This is a genomic window from Paracholeplasma brassicae, assembly GCF_000967915.1.
Lineage (GTDB): Bacteria > Bacillota_I > Bacilli_A > Acholeplasmatales > UBA5453 > Paracholeplasma > Paracholeplasma brassicae.
The window spans coordinates 992,270-1,010,809 of record NC_022549.1 but is presented as its reverse complement, the minus strand read 5'-3'; the positions used below and the strand labels follow the sequence as shown (position 1 = coordinate 1,010,809).

The following is an 18,540-nucleotide window of genomic DNA, read 5'->3' as shown; positions in this document are numbered from 1 at the left end:
AGGTATATAATGAAACATAAAGACGCATTAAGTTCCATCAAAATTGCCAAAGGGCAAATTGATTTTATTCAAACAATGATTACAGAAGACCGATATTGTATTGATATATCCAATCAAATTGAAGCGGTCGTCTCATTATTGAGAAAAACACAAAAAAGCATTGTTAAGAATCATCTAGATCACTGTGTCAAAGAAGCAATCGAATCAAAAGATGCGACACAAAAAATCGATGAGATTAAACAATTACTAGATAAGGTGATAAAATGAAGAAGCAGTTAAAAATTGAAGGGATGACCTGCAGTGCTTGCGCTGTCAGTATTGAAAAGTCAACAAAAAAACTATCAGGTGTTACCTCGTCTTCAGTAAATTTAGCGACTGAAACACTCCAAATCGATTTTGATGAATCGAAACTTTCACTAGATGAGATTAAATCAACCATTGAAAAGACCGGGTATAAAGTGAAGAAAAACGAAACAACTGAGACCTTTGATGTCAGCGGTATGACTTGTAGTGCTTGCAGTAGAACTGTCGAGCGAATCACGAATAAACAAGTAGGTGTCATACAGGCTAATGTCAATTTAGCTCAAGAGAAACTGACGATTACATATAACGACGAACTAAATTTGAATGAATTATTTAAAAAAGTGATGATTGCTGGCTACAAAGTAACAAAAGCAGCATCTTATGAGGATAACAAAAAGAAGAAAGATAAGACAATCTCAGTCATGCGATTTAAACTGATTCTCGCGTTTATCTTTATGTTACCGCTACTTTATGTCTCGATGGGTCACATGATCGGTCTGCCATTACCAGCCGTACTGCATCCGACCCATGAAGCCTTTAATTTTGCACTTGCTCAATTAATTCTAACCATCCCAATAGTGATGGTGGGTTACAAATTTTATACGATTGGGTTTAAGACATTGATCAAAGGCAATCCAAACATGGATTCACTGGTTGCTTTGGGTACCTCAGCGGCTTTCATCTTTGGTGTCTACGCATTTATTCGAATCATTGCAGGGGACGTCCATTACGTTCATAATTTATATTTTGAGACAACAGGTGTCATCATTACTTTAATTCTCTTAGGTAAGTACTTTGAGACCGTTTCAAAAGGTAAAACAAGTGAGGCCATTAAAAAACTGCTTGATTTGACGCCAAAAAAGGCAAATGTCGTCAAAGATAATCAAATCATTGAAACACCGATCGAACAGGTATTTGAAGGCGATATCATTTTAGTCAAACCTGGTGAGCGATTACCAGTCGATGGCATTATTATTGAAGGTGAAACTGCCATTGATGAATCGATGATTACGGGTGAATCAATGCCAATCGAAAAAAGTGTGAATGACAAAGTCATTGGTGCAAGTATTAACACCAACGGCTCAATCAAATATCAAGCAACCAAAGTAGGTAAGGACACGGTCCTTGCACAAATTGTTAAACTCGTCGAAGAAGCTCAAGGATCAAAAGCACCAATTGCTAAACTAGCAGATCAAGTCTCAGGCATTTTTGTTCCTATCGTCATGAGTCTTGCCATTTTGTCTTTTATCTTTTGGTTACTAATGGGTAAGGAATTGACATTTGCCATCGAAATTCTCGTTGCCGTTTTAGTCATTGCATGCCCGTGTGCCTTAGGACTTGCGACACCAACAGCAATCATGGTTGGTACTGGTAAGGGCGCAGAACTAGGCATTCTAATTAAAAGTGGCGAAGCACTTGAGGTGTTTCACAAGACGAATGTCGTTGTATTAGATAAAACAGGAACGATTACAAAAGGTGTCCCAGAATTAACAGACATCGTAACAACGAATATTTACGATGAAATGCAAATATTACAGATTGCAGCATCTATCGAAGCTAAAAGCGAACACCCAATTGCCAAGGCAATCGTTGATAAAGCGAGTCAAAAAGGCATTAAACTTAAAGAAACAACGGCATTTAAAAACGTTGTCGGACATGGGATAGAAGCCATCATTGATGAAAAAACAATTCTTATCGGTAATAAGCGATTGATGGAAAAATATGAAATAAAACTCGGTCAAACGCTTAAAATAACCGACGAATTAGCAAGTGCTGGAAAAACACCGATGTATTTGGCCATCGATAAAACGCTATCAGGAATCATCGCTGTTTCAGATCCAATTAAGCCATCATCAGTTAATGCCATAAAACAATTGAAGGCACAAGGCCTACGAGTGGTCATGCTGACAGGTGATAATGAAATAACAGCAAAAGCGATTAGTAATCAAGTGGGTATCACTGAATACGTGGCAGAGGTTCTGCCAGAAGACAAAAAAGACGAAGTAGAAAAACTTCAAATTGAAGGCAATATTGTAGCCATGGTTGGCGATGGCATTAATGATGCGCCAGCACTTGCCATTGCAGATGTTGGTGTTGCTATCGGATCAGGTACCGATGTAGCGATTGAATCGGCGGACATCGTCTTAATGAAATCCGATTTGAATGACGTTGCACTTGCAATTGATTTATCGAATAAGACAATCAAAAACATTAAAGAAAATCTCTTTTGGGCATTTTTCTATAACGTGATTGGTATCCCGGTTGCAATGGGCGTATTGTATTTGTTTAATGGGCCATTATTGGACCCAATGCTTGCGGGTGCTGCGATGAGTTTTTCTAGTGTATCCGTGGTTTTAAATGCATTGAGATTAAAAAAATTACAAAAAAGGAAGAATTTTAAAATGACAAAGGTAATTAAAATAGAAGGAATGAGCTGCATGCACTGTGTAAAAAGAGTGGATCAAGCGTTAAAGACACTTGATGGTGTGACTGGTGTTAGCGTGAACTTAGAGCTAAAACAAGCGTCTGTTGACTACCAAGGTTCAATTAACGATGAAGTCATTAAATCAGTAATTGATGACGCAGGCTATGATGTTTTAAGTATCGAAGAAAGTCTTTAAATCGAATCATAACGTACAAAAAAAACTCGCGACACATGACTGTGTGGCGAGTTTTACTCTTATTCGTTAATCTCATCATAAATGGGTGACATGATGTGAGTGATTGCTTCTAATACTTTATACATTGGAATATCACTGCTAATCGTATTGTCTTTATCCCCAGCAAAGTGAATGCCAACAAGTCTACCAGCGGTATCAAAAACGGCACCACCAGAAGAACCAGGGCCTTGAGATGCGCTGGTTTGAAATGCGTCACAACCGGTTTGACACAAGGTATCTTGATCATCTAAGAATGTGTCATAGTCTAGTGTGACAACCACACCTTCTTTGACGTCATTAAAGTTTTCAGGACCACCTGGAGAACCAACGGCAAATATGGTTTGATTTAATACCAAATCCACTGGGGTTTTGGTTATGAACTGATCATCATCTAAAACAGTCAGTACTTTTTGATCATAAGTAATCTTAATGATCGCAAGATCCGTATCAATTGTGTATAGACCGATTAACTCACCACCGGCCTTGTACGTGTGTTCTGAAAAATATACTTGGAAATGATCCCCACCTAAGACAACATGCGCGTTAGTAAGAATATAATAATCATAGTAGGTTTTTGTCGTTAAAGGTGATACTTGAACGGTTCGCTCAATCATATCGAAAATCACACCAGACCCCCATGATTTACAACTAACACCAGCCAAGTCTTGTGTACAATTTCTAATACCGACGACACTTTTTGATTTCTCAGTAACAATGGCATCATCGAGTGATTTAAACGCAAATGCTTTTAGGTTTAGTTCAAGTAACTGCGTCATGTTTTTACGTTCGTAACTAATGGAGGTAAGAACAAGCGTCTGGTTAGGCTCATTTTCCTCAAACGAAACGAATAGAGGAATTTCAACCACTAACTTAGTACTTGATGACTTTATTATCTCAAATTCGTCATAATAAACATCATCAATTGTTAACCCTAGCAGTTCATCCTTACTAACAAATGTCATTGTTACGACAGCAAAGTATTGATTTTCTTCATCTTTTCTTATTTTAAAATCGCTAGCTGTCGGCTCTTTTTTAAACCAATCAACCATATCATCAACAAATTGATAAGTATTTTTACCTGCGTCTAAAAAAAGTTGATTCAGTGAATGACCTTCAATTCGGATATCCACGAAAAAACTGACGACAAACAACAACCCCATGCCAACAAAGATGTTCTTAATTGCTTTGAAGAATTTCTTCATCTAAATCCCTCCCCAACGATAAACACAAGTAATAATTCGTTATAATTATAACACAATAAGCTCGTATTCGACCAGCAAAAAGAATAATTTTATGTATTTCAAGTTAGATAAAAAAACAACAATAATTGTGTGATAACGCACGATTTTAGGTTAAAAACATTTACAAAATTTTATGTTATGTTATAATAAAATAGGCTTAGGAGGAATATAGATGAAATTTGAAAAAATATCAAGTAATCGTGTAAAGTTTACGTTTGAAGTAACCCCACACGAATTTGAACATGGATTAGACCACGCTTTTGAACACGCGGTAAAAGATGTTGAAATTAAGGGATTTAGAAAAGGTCATGTACCAAGAAACATTTTTGAACAAAAGTTTGGTGTGGAATCATTATTCGAAGACGCATTAAACCACGTTATCTCACATAAATATCAAGAAATTTTCACTGTAGATTCAATTGTAATCGTTGGTGAACCAAAACTTGATTTAGACCCAACTGCGGTTAAGAGAAACGAAACATTTGAATTATCAATTATTGCAGCTATCAAACCAGAAGTAGAGTTAGGTGAATATAAAGGACTAGAAGTGCCTAAAAAAGACGTAACGGTTTCTGATGAAGATATCAACAAAGAAATTGAAACATTATTAAATCAAAACGCATCATTAGAACCAAAAGAATCAAACGTATTAGAAAATGGCGACACCGCTATTTTTGATTTCGAAGGATTCCAAGATGGTGTTGCTTTTGATGGTGGTAAGGCTGAAAACTACGAAATGGTTATCGGTTCTAATCAATTCATTCCAGGATTTGAAGAACAAATGGTTGGTATGACAATTGGTGAAGAAAAAGACATTAACGTGACTTTCCCAGAACAATATCAATCAGAGTCACTTGCTGGTAAACCTGCCGTATTCAAAGTGAAATTACACGAATTGAAAGTTCAAAAAGGTGAAACGTTATCAGATGAATTCGTTAAAGGATTAAATCGTGATGGTGTTGAAACCGTTGAACAATTAAAAGAAGACATCAAAAAATCATTAACTTCACAAAAAGAAGTTTCTGAAAAAGATCGTATTACCGGATCAGCTGTGAAATTCGCTTGTGATAACGCTAAAGTTGAAATTCCAGAAGAAATGATTCAAGCGGAAGTTGCACAATTAAGACAAAACGTTGAAAACCAAGCAAAACAATATCAAATTGATTTTGAAATGTTTGTTCAACTTAATGGCTTAACGATGGAACAATTCAATACAGAAATGGAAAAACAAGCAAACGATCGCGTGTTAACCTCACTTGTTATTGAAGCGGTTGCTATCAAGGAAAACTTGAGTGCGACTGAAGAAGAAATAAATGCAAAATACCAAGAAATTGCTGACATGTACAAGATGCCTGTTGACGCAGTTAAAAAACAATTAACTGACGACGTTATAACTAACGAAGTATCTTTTGGTAAAGCGGTTGACTTCTTAACAGCTAACGTCAAAGAAGTTTAATTCACACAAAATTCACATAATGGACACGCCTTGTGTCCATTATTTTAAAAATTGCATTGGCACTCTTGTGTTTTGATTGCAAATATTGTTGAATTATGCTATATTAATGACAAGACAAGAGAAGTTGTCTATAATAAATAATAAAAGAGGTGAACACATGGAATCGAAAAATCTACCTGCCATCGTTGTGCGTGGTTTAGTACCATTACCAAACAATGATTTCAGAACTGAAATCGGAAGAAATATTTCATTTAAGGCATTAGAAGAATCAGAAACATCATTTAATAATTATGTCTTAATTCTGATTCAAAAGAATCCCATGATTGAAAATCCAACACCGAATGACATAGAAGAGTACGGTGTCTTGGCTAAAACGACAATGAAATTAAAATTGCCAAATGGCAATCTAAAAGCGAAATTTAATATTCTATCAAGAGTGAAAGTTAAAGAGTATTTCTTAACCAATCCATTTTTTGTTGCAGAATATGAGGAAGCACAAACAATCGCTGGTGATACGGACGAAGAAATGACGTTAGTCCGTATGGTTATGAATGAAGCGGTTTCAAATGCCAATTTGGTTCTAAATAACCCACAAGAAGTCGTTAGAAATGCGCAATCAGGTGTGACAACTGAAAAAGTTGTCGATATTCTTGCAAATGGTTTAAGAGGCAATGAAATCGAAAAATACAAGTACTTGCGTGAGTTAAACCTTAACGTCAGATTAAAAATGATTCTTGAGGACATCGCAAGACAAAAAATGGTATCAGAATTAGAACAACACATCAACGAAGAAGTCAAACGTTCAATTGATGAATCCCAAAAAGAGTATTACCTAAGAGAAAAAATGCGTGCCATTCAGTCAGAATTAGGTGATAAAGCACGTAAAGAAGATGAAGTTGACGAACTTAGAACTAAAATATTAGAGGCTAAAATGCCAAAAGATATTGAGGAAAAAGCACTTCAAGAACTTCAACGTTATAGCTCAACACCACCGGCAATGGCTGAATCTGGTATTATCAAAACCTACCTCGATTTTCTTGTGGCTTTGCCATGGAAAAAATCAAGTAGAGATTCAAATGATTTAAATAAGGTTCAAAAGAATCTTGACAAAAATCACTATGGATTAACAAGCGTAAAAGACCGTATCATTGAGTACCTAGCGGTTAAAATCAAAACGAGAAAAAACCCACAAACGATTTTGTGTTTGGTCGGTCCTCCTGGGGTTGGTAAAACATCACTTGCAATTTCAATCGCTGATGCGCTTGGACGTAAGTTTGTTAAACAATCCTTAGGTGGTGTCAGAGACGAATCAGAGATTAGAGGACACAGAAGAACTTACATCGGCGCACTTCCTGGTCGTATTCTAAAAGGAATGAAAGACGCTGGTACTGTCAACCCAGTCTTCTTACTTGATGAAATCGATAAAATGGCGTCTGACTACAAAGGCGATCCTGCTTCGGCAATGCTTGAAGTATTAGACCCGGAACAAAACGCTAAGTTTAGTGATCACTATCTTGAAGAACCTTATGATTTATCTCAAGTGATGTTTATCACAACAGCAAACTATCTAGGAAACATTCCTGCACCATTAAGAGATCGTATGGAAATTGTTGAATTAAGTAGCTATACTGAATTCGAAAAATTTAACATCGCGATTAATCACTTAATTCCAAAACAACTAAAAGCACATGGTGTCTCAGATAAAGAGTTTAGTGTCACTGATGAATCTATTTATTACATCATTCAACGTTACACCAGGGAAGCTGGGGTTCGTGAATTAAACCGATTTATTGGTACGTTAATTCGTAAAGGCATCAAAGAAATACTAATGGATAAAAAAGAATCCATTGCCGTTACGATCGATAACATTGAGCATTATTTAGGAAAACCACGCTTCATGCACAACCTTGCTGATCAAAAAGATCAAGTTGGTGTTGCCACAGGGCTAGCCTACACTCAATTTGGCGGCGATACATTATCGATTGAAGTCACGTTCTATAAAGGCAAAGGCAACTTATCCTTAACTGGTAAGCTAGGCGATGTAATGAAAGAAAGTGCGATTACGGCACTCAGTTATTTAAAGGCTAATGCAGACAAATTCGAAATTAACCCTACATTCTTCCAAGAAAATGACATCCACGTTCACGTACCTGAAGGTGCAACACCAAAAGATGGTCCAAGTGCGGGTATTACCATCACGACGGCTTTATTATCAGCAATCACAGGTAAAAAAGTGAAAAAAGAAGTTGGTATGACGGGTGAAATGACGCTAAGAGGCTACGTTTTACCAATTGGTGGGTTAAGAGAGAAATCAATTGCTGCACACAGAAGTGGATTACAAACAATCATTATCCCTAAAGAAAATGAAAAAGACATTGAAGAAATACCAACGGAAGTGAAAAATGCATTATCTATCATTCCTGTTTCAAATGTTTTAGAAGTATTTGAGATTGCAATTAAATAGTATTAAGACACGTCGATGCATATCGATGTGTTTTTTTAAATCATTTTTACAATGAAAACGAAATAATCGATTTACGCTTTTATATTGTGTAAATATTTGATATAATTGTAAAAGAAATGAGTGATTACTATGTTTATAATTCATTCTTCTGAATTTATCAAAAGCGGCACCAACATGTCGCATTTTCCAGAAGACTTAAAAAGAGAATATTTAATGCTAGGTAGGAGTAACGTCGGCAAGAGTTCATTAATTAATGGCCTCTTAAACCGAAAAAATCTCGCAAGAACCTCAGGTGAACCTGGTAAAACAGTCACGCTAAACTTTTTTTTGATTAATGACGATTTCTATTTAGTTGACGCCCCTGGTTATGGGTATGCAAGACGATCGAAATCTCAAATCGAAGAATTTGGTGTGATGATAGAGGAATACTTAAGCAAAAGAGAAAACTTGAGTGCTGTTTTTTTACTAATCGATTTTAAAGTTGGTCCAACAAAAGATGACATCATCATGTATCAATACTTAAGACATTTTAAGAAAGACATTTACGTTATTGCGACAAAAATAGATAAAGCAAATCAAAGTGAACGGGCAAAAGGTGAAAAAATCATCCGAACCCTGTTTGATGACCCAACGCTTAAACTGATCTTAACCTCTAGTCAAAAGAAGTTTGGATTCAATAAAATCTATCAAATTTTTGAGGAGGATACGCATGAATAAAATCGTACTAGTTGCCGATTCGACTTGCGACTTAAGCAAAGAGATAATTGAACAAAGGAATATTAAAATTATACCTCTATACGTGACGTTCGATGAGAATACTTATCGCGATGGCGTTGATATAACTACAAAAGAGCTATATGAAAAAGTAGATCAAACGGGTAAATTACCAAAAACATCAGCCATCTCACCCGGTGATTTTATCTCATTTTTCGAACCGTTTATCGAAGAAGGAAATGAAGTCATCTATATCTCAATAGGTTCAAAATTATCGGGTACTTACAACTCTGCAAATCTTGCAAAAGATAGCTTTGATGACGGTAAAATCACCGTAATTGATTCGAAAAATTTGTCTTCTGGGATTGGGCTACTCGTTCTAAAAGCGTCAGACATGATTAATAAAGGGATGACACCAAAAGAAATTAAAGAAGCCGTTGAACTATTAGTTCCAAAAGTGCGTAGTCAATTTGCAATTCCGACGCTAGATTATTTATACAAAGGTGGCAGATGTTCAACACTATCAATGCTTGTTGGGGGTGTTTTACTTGTTAAACCAATCATCCAAGTCAAAGATGGCGCAATGGATGTGTACAAAAAGGCAATGGGAAAAATGACCCGCGCATTAGACATCATGCTTGACGATTATGAGGCTTTAAAAGATGACATTGATGACACCTATGTGATGATCACACATTCAATTGCAGAAAAATCAAGTCAGTATATGATTGAAGAAGTAAACCGCCGTTATCAACCAAAGCAGTTGATTGAAACTCAGGCTGGTTGTGTCATTTCCTCACATTGTGGCAAAGGCACCATCGGTATTTTGTATCTGATGAAATAATAACGATTTACAACGAGATAAATTTATGTTATTATGTATAAAACGAAGACGTAGAGGAGTAAAAAAGAACCTCATTTAAGAGACAAACTGGTTGGTGAAAAGTTTGATGAGCCTTTTTGAAGGTAGCTACTGAGTTGAGAAGCTGAACAATCAGTAAGTTTTTCCGTTTGCTGCGTTAAAGCCGAATGAAGAGCTGATTTTTTATAATCAGAATTAAGGTGGTACCGCGATAATTCGTCCTTAGATTTTAATCTAAGGGCTTTTTTTTACGTTAAAAGGAGAAAAGACATATGATAAACATCAACACAGAACGCCTTTTATTAAGACCACTAGCAATTAGTGACGCTAAAGACATGTTTGAATACGCAACAGACGATGAAATTGGTCCATACGCTGGCTGGACGCCTCACAAAACAATCGATGAAACAACCGGGGTAATCGACTTTATGATGCGAGAAAATGACGTCTATGCGATTGTATTAAAAAGTGAGAATAAAATGATTGGCACGCTTGGTCTTCACAAAAGAGACTATGACCCTGGTGTCAAAGAACTCGGTTATGTTTTAAATAAAGCTTATTGGGGCAATGGCTATGTGACGGAAGCCTCAAAAGCGTTGATTGTTCATGCGTTTGAGTTTTCATCGATTAACAAGATTGTTGTCAAACACTTTAAATACAACGAGAGAAGTCAACGAGTCATTGAGCGTTTAGGATTTACTTACACAAACGATGAACTAAAAATAATCAAGTTATATGGCATCGAATTAACACGGGAAACCAGGTGTTATGAACTATTAAAATCAGATTATGAGAGGAAGTTATTACTATGGCAACAACATTAAATCCAAAATATGACCATCAAGAAGTCGAAAAAGGTTTATATGAGTATTGGTTAGAAAAAGACTACTTTAAAGCGACTGGAAAAAAAGAAGTCCCATTTACGATTGTGATTCCACCACCAAACGTCACCGGTAAATTACACTTAGGTCACGCATGGGATGGTACGCTACAAGACATCATCATCAGAAGAAAACGTATGCAAGGGTTTGATGCTTTATTTTTACCTGGGATGGATCATGCGGGTATTGCGACTCAAGCAAAAGTTGATGAACGACTTAAACAAATGGGAAAAAACCGTTATGAAATCGGACGTGAAGGCTTTTTAGAACAAGCTTGGGCATGGAAAGAAGAGTACGCAAGCTTCATTAAAGAGCAATGGAAAGTACTAGGGCTATCACTCGACTACTCAAGAGAGCGTTTCACCTTAGATCAAAAATTAAATGATGCGGTTAATCATGTGTTTATTACCCTATATAATAAAGGACTTATCTATCGTGGTAATCGAATCATTAACTGGGACGTTGAAGCAAAAACAGCCTTATCAAACATCGAGGTTGAATTTGTTGAGACAAACGGTAATTTGTTTTATTTTAGATACCCATTTACCGATAATTCAGGTCATTTAGTCATCGCAACAACAAGACCTGAAACCATGTTTGCTGACCAAGCATTAATGGTTCATCCTGAGGATGAACGGTACCAAGCATTTGTTGGTAAAAAAGTATTTATCCCTGGAACTAAAACAGAAATTCCTGTCATCACAGATGATTACGTTGATATGAGTTTTGGTACAGGGGTTGTTAAAGTAACACCAGCACATGACCCAAATGACTTTGAAGTTGGAAAAAGACATAACCTAGAAATGCCACTTTGTATGACAGAAGATGGGCATATGAATGAACTTGCAGGTAAATACCAAAATCAAGAGCGTTTCTTATGTCGTAAGAATTTAGTTGCTGATCTGACAGCGTTGGGATTAGTCGAAAAAATAGAAACACACATCCATAACGTCGGTCACTCCGAACGTACGGGTGTAGTAGTTGAACCGCGCTTATCTTTACAATGGTTTATCAGAATGAAGCCGCTAGCTGAACAAGCGATGGAAAAAGCGACGACTGAGTTTGTGCCAAAGCGATTTGAAAAAGTCTATCAAAATTGGTTAGCAAACATGGAAGATTGGTGTATTTCACGACAATTATGGTGGGGACACCGTATACCGGTTTGGTTTAAAGAAGATGAGATTAAAGTTCAAGTCGAATGTCCAGGAGAGGGCTATGTTCAAGATGAAGACGTCTTAGATACTTGGTTTTCAAGTGCATTATGGCCATTTTCTACGCTTGGTTGGCCAGAAAAAACAGCTGACTTAGAAAGATATTACCCAACCAATGTCCTAGTTACAGGTTATGACATCATCTTGTTTTGGGTAACCCGTATGATCTTTCAAGGCATTGAGTTTACAGACCAATCACCATTTCATGACGTATTGATTCATGGCTTAGTTAGAGATAATCAAGGCAGAAAAATGTCAAAATCTTTAGGCAATGGTGTGGATCCAATCGAAATGTCTGAAAAATATGGCACCGATGCATTACGTTATTTCTTATCAACAAATAGTGCGCCTGGTCAAGACCTACGTTTTGAAACAGAGAAAGTAGAATCTAGTTGGAATTTCATTAATAAGCTTTGGAACATTGCGCGCTTTATTATGATGAATGTTACAAATTCAAATAGAGAAATTGATGAAGAAAAATTATCACTCTACGATAAGTACATCTTAGAACGCCTTGATCAAGTGATAACAGACGCGGATTTAAATTATGAGAAATACGAATTTGGTGAAGTCGCACGCACACTGTACAACTTTACATGGGATGAATTTGCTTCTTGGTACGTTGAAATTGCTAAAGTACAGTTAAAAACGGAAAACAAGGAAAACACTGAAGCGGTATTGGCTTACGTTTTAAAAGCCATTCTAAAACTAATGCACCCGTTCATGCCTTTTGTTACGGAACGTATTTATCAGGCGTTTACTGAAGAAGAGTCTATTGTCATTTCTGCTTGGCCGACCATTAATCAAGCACATAACTATGACGTTGTTGATCAAACAAAACTGATTTTTGATTTAATCTCAAAAACCAGAAATCTACGTCAAGAGATGAACATTGCGCCATCTAAACCACTTCAAATCGAAATAAAAACGAATCTTAGTTATTTGGCTAATGAAAAACCGATGTTAGAATACTTCTTGAAAACAAGCGAGTTAACCATCGGTACTTCTCAACAAATCACCGAGGAAACAATCTTAATTACAGGCAGTAATTATGAGCTTTATGTTCTAAAAAGTGACATCATTTCTAAAGAAGATGAGGAAAAGAAACTTAGACAAGAGTTAGAACACGTAAAGAGTGAACTTGATCGCGTGGTTAAGATGTTATCTAATGAAAACTTCATCAAACGAGCCAATCCTGACAAAGTCAAGAGTGAACAGGAAAAAAGAGACAATTATCAACAACAGTACGATGCATTATTGAAGAGACTTAACAAATGAAATTCATAGATATTAAAGAAGCGATTCAATGGATAGAATCCCAAGTCAAGTTTAAACCTAAAACTGATTTGACACGTATGCACTTGGCTTGTTTAAGTTTAGGAAACCCACAAAATAGCTATAAAATCATACATATCGCTGGGACAAACGGTAAAGGCTCGGTTGCTAGTTATTTGACAACAGTCTTAATGAAACAGTTTAAGGTAGGTAGATTTACTTCACCTTACATCGTAAAATTCAACGAACGTATATCCGTTAATCTAGAAATGATTGATGATGTTCACTTGCTACAATACATCAATTTTATCTATGATTTTAATGAACAGTTTTTTAATGAGCATCAAGAACGATTATCATTCTTTGAACTGATCACACTCATTGGTTTCTTATACTTTAAAGATCAAAAAGTTGATTATGTTGTTTTAGAAGTTGGTATTGGTGGTTTACTTGATTCGACGAATGTCGTATCGAGTCAGTTGGCATTAATCACGAACATCGGTTATGATCACATGAACACCTTAGGCAATACGTTAGAAGAAATCGCTTTAAACAAACTAGGGATTGTCAAACACGGGGTCACACTAATTACGACGGTTCAAGACGAATTGCAGGATCTTTTTAGAACTTATACGAAAAAGGTCGGTAGTCAAGTCCACTTTATCACCGATGACCACATTAATCTGGTTTGTCCTGATCCTGTGGAGTTTAAATACGAGTATCATCGATATCACTTGAGTTTAAAGGGATTACATCAAATCAAAAATGCTGTACTGGCAATTAAGGCAATTAACTATTTAGAGCCTAAGATGCCACTACAATTAATTAAGGATGGCATTAAAGAAACCACATGGCCAGGTCGGTTTGAAGTGATGCATCAAAACCCACTTGTGATACTTGATGGGGCACACAACACACACGGCATTCATGCATTGATTGAAACAATCAGCACGATTTATAAAAACAAACGGATTCACTTTATTTTCTGTGCAATGGCGGATAAAGAAACCAAAGAGATGTTAGGGATGTTATCTGATATTGCGACTTCAATTACCTTGACCCACTTTGACTACAAACGAGTCAGTCCACTTGAAGATTTGATTAAACAAACAAATCTCAAACAAAAGTACGCGTACAACGACCCTTTTGAAGCCATTAAAGAAACTTTGATCGACAAAAATGAAGAAGACATCATTGTAATTACAGGATCACTCTACTTTGTTAGTTTGGTTAGACCTTATTTCTTATCGTTTACTTAAAGAGACCAATTTTGGTCTCTTTTCTTTATTTTTAGCGCTGTCTTTGTAGTATATAGATAGAACTACGGAAAGGAAGGACTTGAAATATAGTCACTGTATAAAAATGAACTATTTAATCAAAGAAATGCCAAAAGAAGAACGACCAAGAGAACGGCTACAAACTTATGGGGTGGATGCATTAGCAAATTATGAGCTATTGGCCCTAATACTACAGTCAGGTAGTAAGGAAGAATCGGTAATCGAACTATCAAAAAGGGTCTTATACCGATTAGATGATTTGAAAGAGCTTTTTAAGATTAGCTATGAAGAATTAATACAAATCAGAGGTATCGGGCCGGCAAAAGCATCCATTTTAACGGCCTGTGTCGAATTATCAAAGCGAATTTATCAAGCTGAAAAAGAGTCCAATCCAGTGATTACCTCACCTCGCGAGGCTTATTTGTATCTTAAAGACGAACTAGAGTCGCTTGAGCAAGAGCATTTTGTTTGTCTGTATCTGGATACAAAAAACCGAATTATCGCCAAAAAAGTCCTATTCATAGGGACACTTAATCAGTCGCTTGTGCACCCTAGAGAAGTCTTTAAACACGCGGTAAAATACGCAGCTGCCTCCATTATTTTGTCTCATAACCATCCCAGTGGTGACTCAACCCCATCAAAAGCTGATTTACAAGTACAGCAGTTATTAGAGAATGGTTCAAAATTAATGGCCATCCAAATTACCGATCATGTCATTATCGGAAAAGATGAGTATTACAGTCTAAGAGAGCAACGAAAACACATCGAATTCAAGTAGGTTAATCTATTTATTATTGCCAACTTGTAGTATAATATTTAAAAAGGAGTGATTCGATGACCAAAGATAAGAAGCGTAACCGAATCTGGTATCTCATTGCATTTGGTGTCATTTTGTTATTTTTATTAATTTTAGTCAGTTCGGTGATTAATGTTGGCGAACGCCTAAGAACAATTAGTGTGTACCTAGAATATGGGTTTTATGTGCTTTCTGTCATACTGGTATATTTCTTAATAATTAATCCGGTTAGAATAATCTTAGTATCCCCGGCGTTTTCAATTGAGACGGTGATGGATAAACCATCTAGACGTCGTTATCAAACTTACAAAAAAGTTGCGAGCAATTTAATGAGTCGTGATGACATCAGTCAAAAAGAAAAAGAAAAATTAAAAAATGCAATGTCAGAGCCTGAAGAACTTCAAAAGACATTGAATGAAATCTACAACTCGACAATGAAAAAGTTGATGAATCGAGTCATTTTAAAAAATGCAAAGACAGTCTTGATTTCAACAGCGATTTCTCAAAACGGACGTCTTGATTTATTCACTGTTTTGGTCGTAAACATTAAGATGATTAAAGAACTAGTCGTCCTTTGTGGGTTTAGACCAAGTTATAAAAACTTAGCAAAATTGACAATTAATGTCTTTACAACCGCGTTGATTGCAGAAGGATTAGAAAATGTTAATATCAATGACCTAATTCCCAATTCAACAGCGAACATGCTTGGTGAAATTCCCTTAATTAAACCGGTCATGTCAAGTGTTGCACAGGGCATAACTAATGGGTTACTCACCATCCGTATTGGCATTGTTACTCGCAAGTTTTTATTCGCAGATAGTAAGGAATTGACACGAAATGACATTCGTAAAGGCGCCTTCATCGAATCGATGAAATTCTTGCCAATCTTAATCAAAGATTCACTCGTTAGCTTACCTCAAAAGTTCTTCGATATGTTTAAAAAGAACAAACCAGAAGAAAACGTTGACTTATAAAAATAAATGAAAGTATTTTATTGACATTAATCAGTAACTAGTGTAAAATAATATCGTTGCAAAGAATACCACATAGAACAGGTCATAAATCTCAATCTTGAGTACCTTTGATAGTGAGTCTTCAAAAAATAAGGAGGTGTTTTGTAATGTACGCAGTAATTAAAACTGGTGGAAAACAAGTAAAAGTTGAAGTTGGACAAGAAATTTACGTTGAAAAGTTAGACGTTCAAGTAGATGAAGTGGTTACTTTTGATGAAGTATTACTTGTTGGAGGAGAAACCACGAAAGTTGGAACTCCAGTTGTTAGTGGCGCAACCGTTACGGCAAAAGTCTTAAAACAAGGAAGAGCGAAGAAAATTATCGTTTTCAAGTATAAACCTAAAAAGAACTATGCACGTAAACAAGGTCACAGACAATCGTATACAAAATTATTAGTTGAAGCAATCAACGCATAAACCGATGATTAAGTACGAGTTTAAAAAAGTAAAGACGATCGTCGAACTAACAGTCAGCGGACACGCGAACTATAAAAAACATGGGGAAGACATCGTTTGTGCTTCAGTATCGACAGCCCTGATACTCTCAGCTAATCTGATTGAGCGCATGGGTTATATTAAACACATTGAACTTGAAGTGAATGACGGCTACTTTTATTTAAAAGTCCATCAATCAAGTGAAGTGGTAGAACAGGTTTTGATCAATTTGGTCGAAACATTAATTGAATTAGAACAACAATACCCTAAATATATTAAAAATCAAAAGGAGGGATAACATGTTAAAATTAAACATTCAGTTATTCGCATCTAAGAAAGGTACAGGTTCGACTCGTAACGGTCGTGACTCTCACTCAAAACGCTTAGGCTTAAAACTATCTGATGGTCAATTTGCTACATCTGGATCTATTATCTATCGTCAACGCGGTACTAAGATTCATCCAGGTAACAACGTTGGACGCGGCGGCGACGATACTTTATTTGCTAAAGTAACAGGCGTTGTGAAGTATGAACGTGTCGGTCGTACAAAAACACAAGTTTCTGTATACGAAGCATAGTAAATTTTAAGGATAAGTTGACTTATCCTTTTTTTTCAATTAAAGAGGTGGAATCATGTTTAAAGATGAAGTAGTCATAAAAGTTAAAGGCGGTAAAGGTGGCGATGGTATCGTTGCATTTAGACGCGAAAAATACGTTGAGTACGGTGGACCAGCCGGGGGAACCGGTGGTAATGGTGGAACCGTAATTTTTACTGCAGATGAAGGGATGTCTACCTTACTTGATTTGGCTTATAACAAACACATTAGTGCCGATAACGGGCAAAATGGTATGTCTAAAAGTCAAAATGGAAAGAATGCCAAAGACACATACATTCGCGTACCAGTTGGTACCGCGGTTTATGACAATGAAACCGGCCTTTTACTAGGTGATTTGGTTTTACATGGACAAACTCTAACGGTGGCTAAAGGTGGCAAAGGTGGTCGTGGTAACGTTGCGTTTGCAACGCACAAAAACCCTGCACCTGAAATTTGTGAACGTGGTGATCTAGGTGAGTCAAAAGAATTAAAAATAGAATTAAAAGTACTTGCTGATGTCGGCTTAGTTGGCTTTCCATCCGTCGGTAAATCAACGTTGATTTCACGTGTTTCAAAAGCGAAACCAAAAATTGCAGACTATCCATTTACAACGCTACAGCCACATTTGGGCTTAGTTTATCAAGGTCCAAATCAAAGCTTTGTCATGGCGGATTTACCTGGTTTAATTGAAGGTGCGTCACTTGGTGCTGGCTTAGGTATTCAGTTTCTTAAGCATATTGAACGTTGCCGAGTCATTATACACGTTGTTGAAATGGATTCACTCGAAGACAGAGATCCATTTAGTGATTTTGAAATAATCAACAAAGAACTAGAAAGCTATAATTTGGACTTATTAAAACGTCCGATGATCGTTGCGGCATCTAAAATGGATATGCCTGAGGCTAATGAAAAGTTAAGCCATTTTATGCAACAAATTGGTGAATCATACGAAGTATATCCAATCTCATCAATTACTGGTGAAGGCCTTGATAGACTTTGTCATCGTGCCATGCAATTGGTCGAAGAGACGCCAAAATTTGAAGTAAAAGATCTTCACATGAACTACATCAAACATAAAGAAGAAAACTTCTTTACGATTGAGCGTGGGGAAGACGGCGTTTATAACATCACAGGTGATGGGTTATTTAGATTATTTAGTAAAACTGACTTTACAAGAGATGAAAATGTGAAACGTTTTGCGAGACAATTGCGTAGCTATGGTGTGGATGAAGCACTAAGAAACGCTGGTGTAAAAAACGGTGATAATGTTCGTATCTTTGAATATGAGTTCGAATTTATCGATTAAGCAGGCAATTTTGCCTGCTTTTTATTTTTTTTAGCAAACTTGTATTATAAT

16 protein-coding genes and 1 other annotated feature are annotated in these 18,540 nt (G+C 36.4%); of the genes, 15 read left to right on the top strand and 1 reads right to left on the bottom strand.

Features of this window, described 5'->3' with window-relative positions:
• Nucleotides 1-9 precede the first annotated feature (9 nt).
• Nucleotides 10-267 (top strand): metal-sensing transcriptional repressor, encoded by a 258-nt coding sequence (locus BN853_RS04685; RefSeq protein ID WP_030004804.1) that lies wholly within the window; start codon nt 10-12, stop codon nt 265-267.
• Nucleotides 264-2,924 (top strand): heavy metal translocating P-type ATPase, encoded by a 2,661-nt coding sequence (locus tag BN853_RS04680; RefSeq protein ID WP_030004803.1) that lies wholly within the window; start codon nt 264-266, stop codon nt 2,922-2,924. The genes BN853_RS04685 and BN853_RS04680 overlap by 4 nt, the downstream gene beginning before the upstream one ends.
• Before the next feature lie 59 nt (nt 2,925-2,983).
• Here the strand turns inward: BN853_RS04680 and BN853_RS04675 are convergent, their stop codons facing one another.
• Nucleotides 2,984-4,165 carry a S1C family serine protease gene (locus BN853_RS04675; RefSeq protein WP_030004802.1) on the bottom strand — a complete coding sequence of 394 codons (1,182 nt, stop codon included), beginning with the start codon at nt 4,163-4,165 and terminating at the stop codon, nt 2,984-2,986.
• A gap of 211 nt (nt 4,166-4,376) precedes the next feature.
• Here BN853_RS04675 and tig point away from each other — a divergent pair, with 211 nt between their 5' ends.
• The 13 genes from tig to obgE all read left to right on the top strand — a co-directional run bounded on the left by tig (nt 4,377) and on the right by obgE (nt 18,489).
• Nucleotides 4,377-5,660, top strand: coding sequence for a trigger factor (tig, locus tag BN853_RS04670; RefSeq protein WP_030004801.1), 1,284 nt, complete (start codon nt 4,377-4,379; stop codon nt 5,658-5,660).
• A gap of 157 nt (nt 5,661-5,817) precedes the next feature.
• A complete protein-coding gene (lon, locus tag BN853_RS04665) occupies nt 5,818-8,124 on the top strand; it encodes an endopeptidase La (RefSeq protein WP_030004800.1) in 2,307 nt (768 codons plus the stop codon).
• A gap of 129 nt (nt 8,125-8,253) precedes the next feature.
• A complete protein-coding gene (gene yihA / locus BN853_RS04660; RefSeq protein ID WP_052591249.1) occupies nt 8,254-8,841 on the top strand; it encodes a ribosome biogenesis GTP-binding protein YihA/YsxC in 588 nt (195 codons plus the stop codon).
• Nucleotides 8,834-9,682, top strand: coding sequence for a DegV family protein (locus BN853_RS04655; RefSeq protein ID WP_030004798.1), 849 nt, complete (start codon nt 8,834-8,836; stop codon nt 9,680-9,682). Before yihA ends, BN853_RS04655 begins: the two co-directional genes overlap by 8 nt.
• A gap of 36 nt (nt 9,683-9,718) precedes the next feature.
• Nucleotides 9,719-9,927, top strand: a binding site (T-box leader).
• Nucleotides 9,928-9,972: 45 nt separating this feature from the next.
• Nucleotides 9,973-10,524, top strand: coding sequence for a GNAT family N-acetyltransferase (locus tag BN853_RS04650; protein ID WP_030004797.1), 552 nt, complete (start codon nt 9,973-9,975; stop codon nt 10,522-10,524).
• On the top strand, nt 10,509-13,070 hold the full coding sequence (locus BN853_RS04645) for a valine--tRNA ligase (RefSeq protein ID WP_030004796.1): 2,562 nt from the start codon (nt 10,509-10,511) through the stop codon (nt 13,068-13,070). The genes BN853_RS04650 and BN853_RS04645 overlap by 16 nt, the downstream gene beginning before the upstream one ends.
• Nucleotides 13,067-14,326 carry a bifunctional folylpolyglutamate synthase/dihydrofolate synthase gene (locus tag BN853_RS04640; protein ID WP_030004795.1) on the top strand — a complete coding sequence of 420 codons (1,260 nt, stop codon included), beginning with the start codon at nt 13,067-13,069 and terminating at the stop codon, nt 14,324-14,326. The genes BN853_RS04645 and BN853_RS04640 overlap by 4 nt, the downstream gene beginning before the upstream one ends.
• Before the next feature lie 79 nt (nt 14,327-14,405).
• Nucleotides 14,406-15,122 (top strand): RadC family protein, encoded by a 717-nt coding sequence (gene radC, locus BN853_RS04635; protein WP_157869935.1) that lies wholly within the window; start codon nt 14,406-14,408, stop codon nt 15,120-15,122.
• A 56-nt stretch (nt 15,123-15,178) separates the two neighbouring features.
• Entirely contained in the window at nt 15,179-16,114 is a 936-nt protein-coding gene (locus BN853_RS04630) for a YcjF family protein (protein WP_030004793.1), read from the top strand.
• A gap of 146 nt (nt 16,115-16,260) precedes the next feature.
• Nucleotides 16,261-16,569 (top strand): 50S ribosomal protein L21, encoded by a 309-nt coding sequence (gene rplU, locus BN853_RS04625; RefSeq protein WP_030004792.1) that lies wholly within the window; start codon nt 16,261-16,263, stop codon nt 16,567-16,569.
• Between the two features lie 4 nt (nt 16,570-16,573).
• Nucleotides 16,574-16,885 carry a ribosomal-processing cysteine protease Prp gene (locus BN853_RS04620; RefSeq protein WP_030004791.1) on the top strand — a complete coding sequence of 104 codons (312 nt, stop codon included), beginning with the start codon at nt 16,574-16,576 and terminating at the stop codon, nt 16,883-16,885.
• Nucleotide 16,886: 1 nt separating this feature from the next.
• Nucleotides 16,887-17,165, top strand: a complete 279-nt coding sequence (rpmA, locus tag BN853_RS04615) for a 50S ribosomal protein L27 (protein ID WP_030004790.1) — start codon at nt 16,887-16,889, stop codon at nt 17,163-17,165.
• Nucleotides 17,166-17,220: 55 nt separating this feature from the next.
• Nucleotides 17,221-18,489 (top strand): GTPase ObgE, encoded by a 1,269-nt coding sequence (obgE, locus tag BN853_RS04610; RefSeq protein WP_030004789.1) that lies wholly within the window; start codon nt 17,221-17,223, stop codon nt 18,487-18,489.
• Nucleotides 18,490-18,540 lie beyond the last annotated feature (51 nt).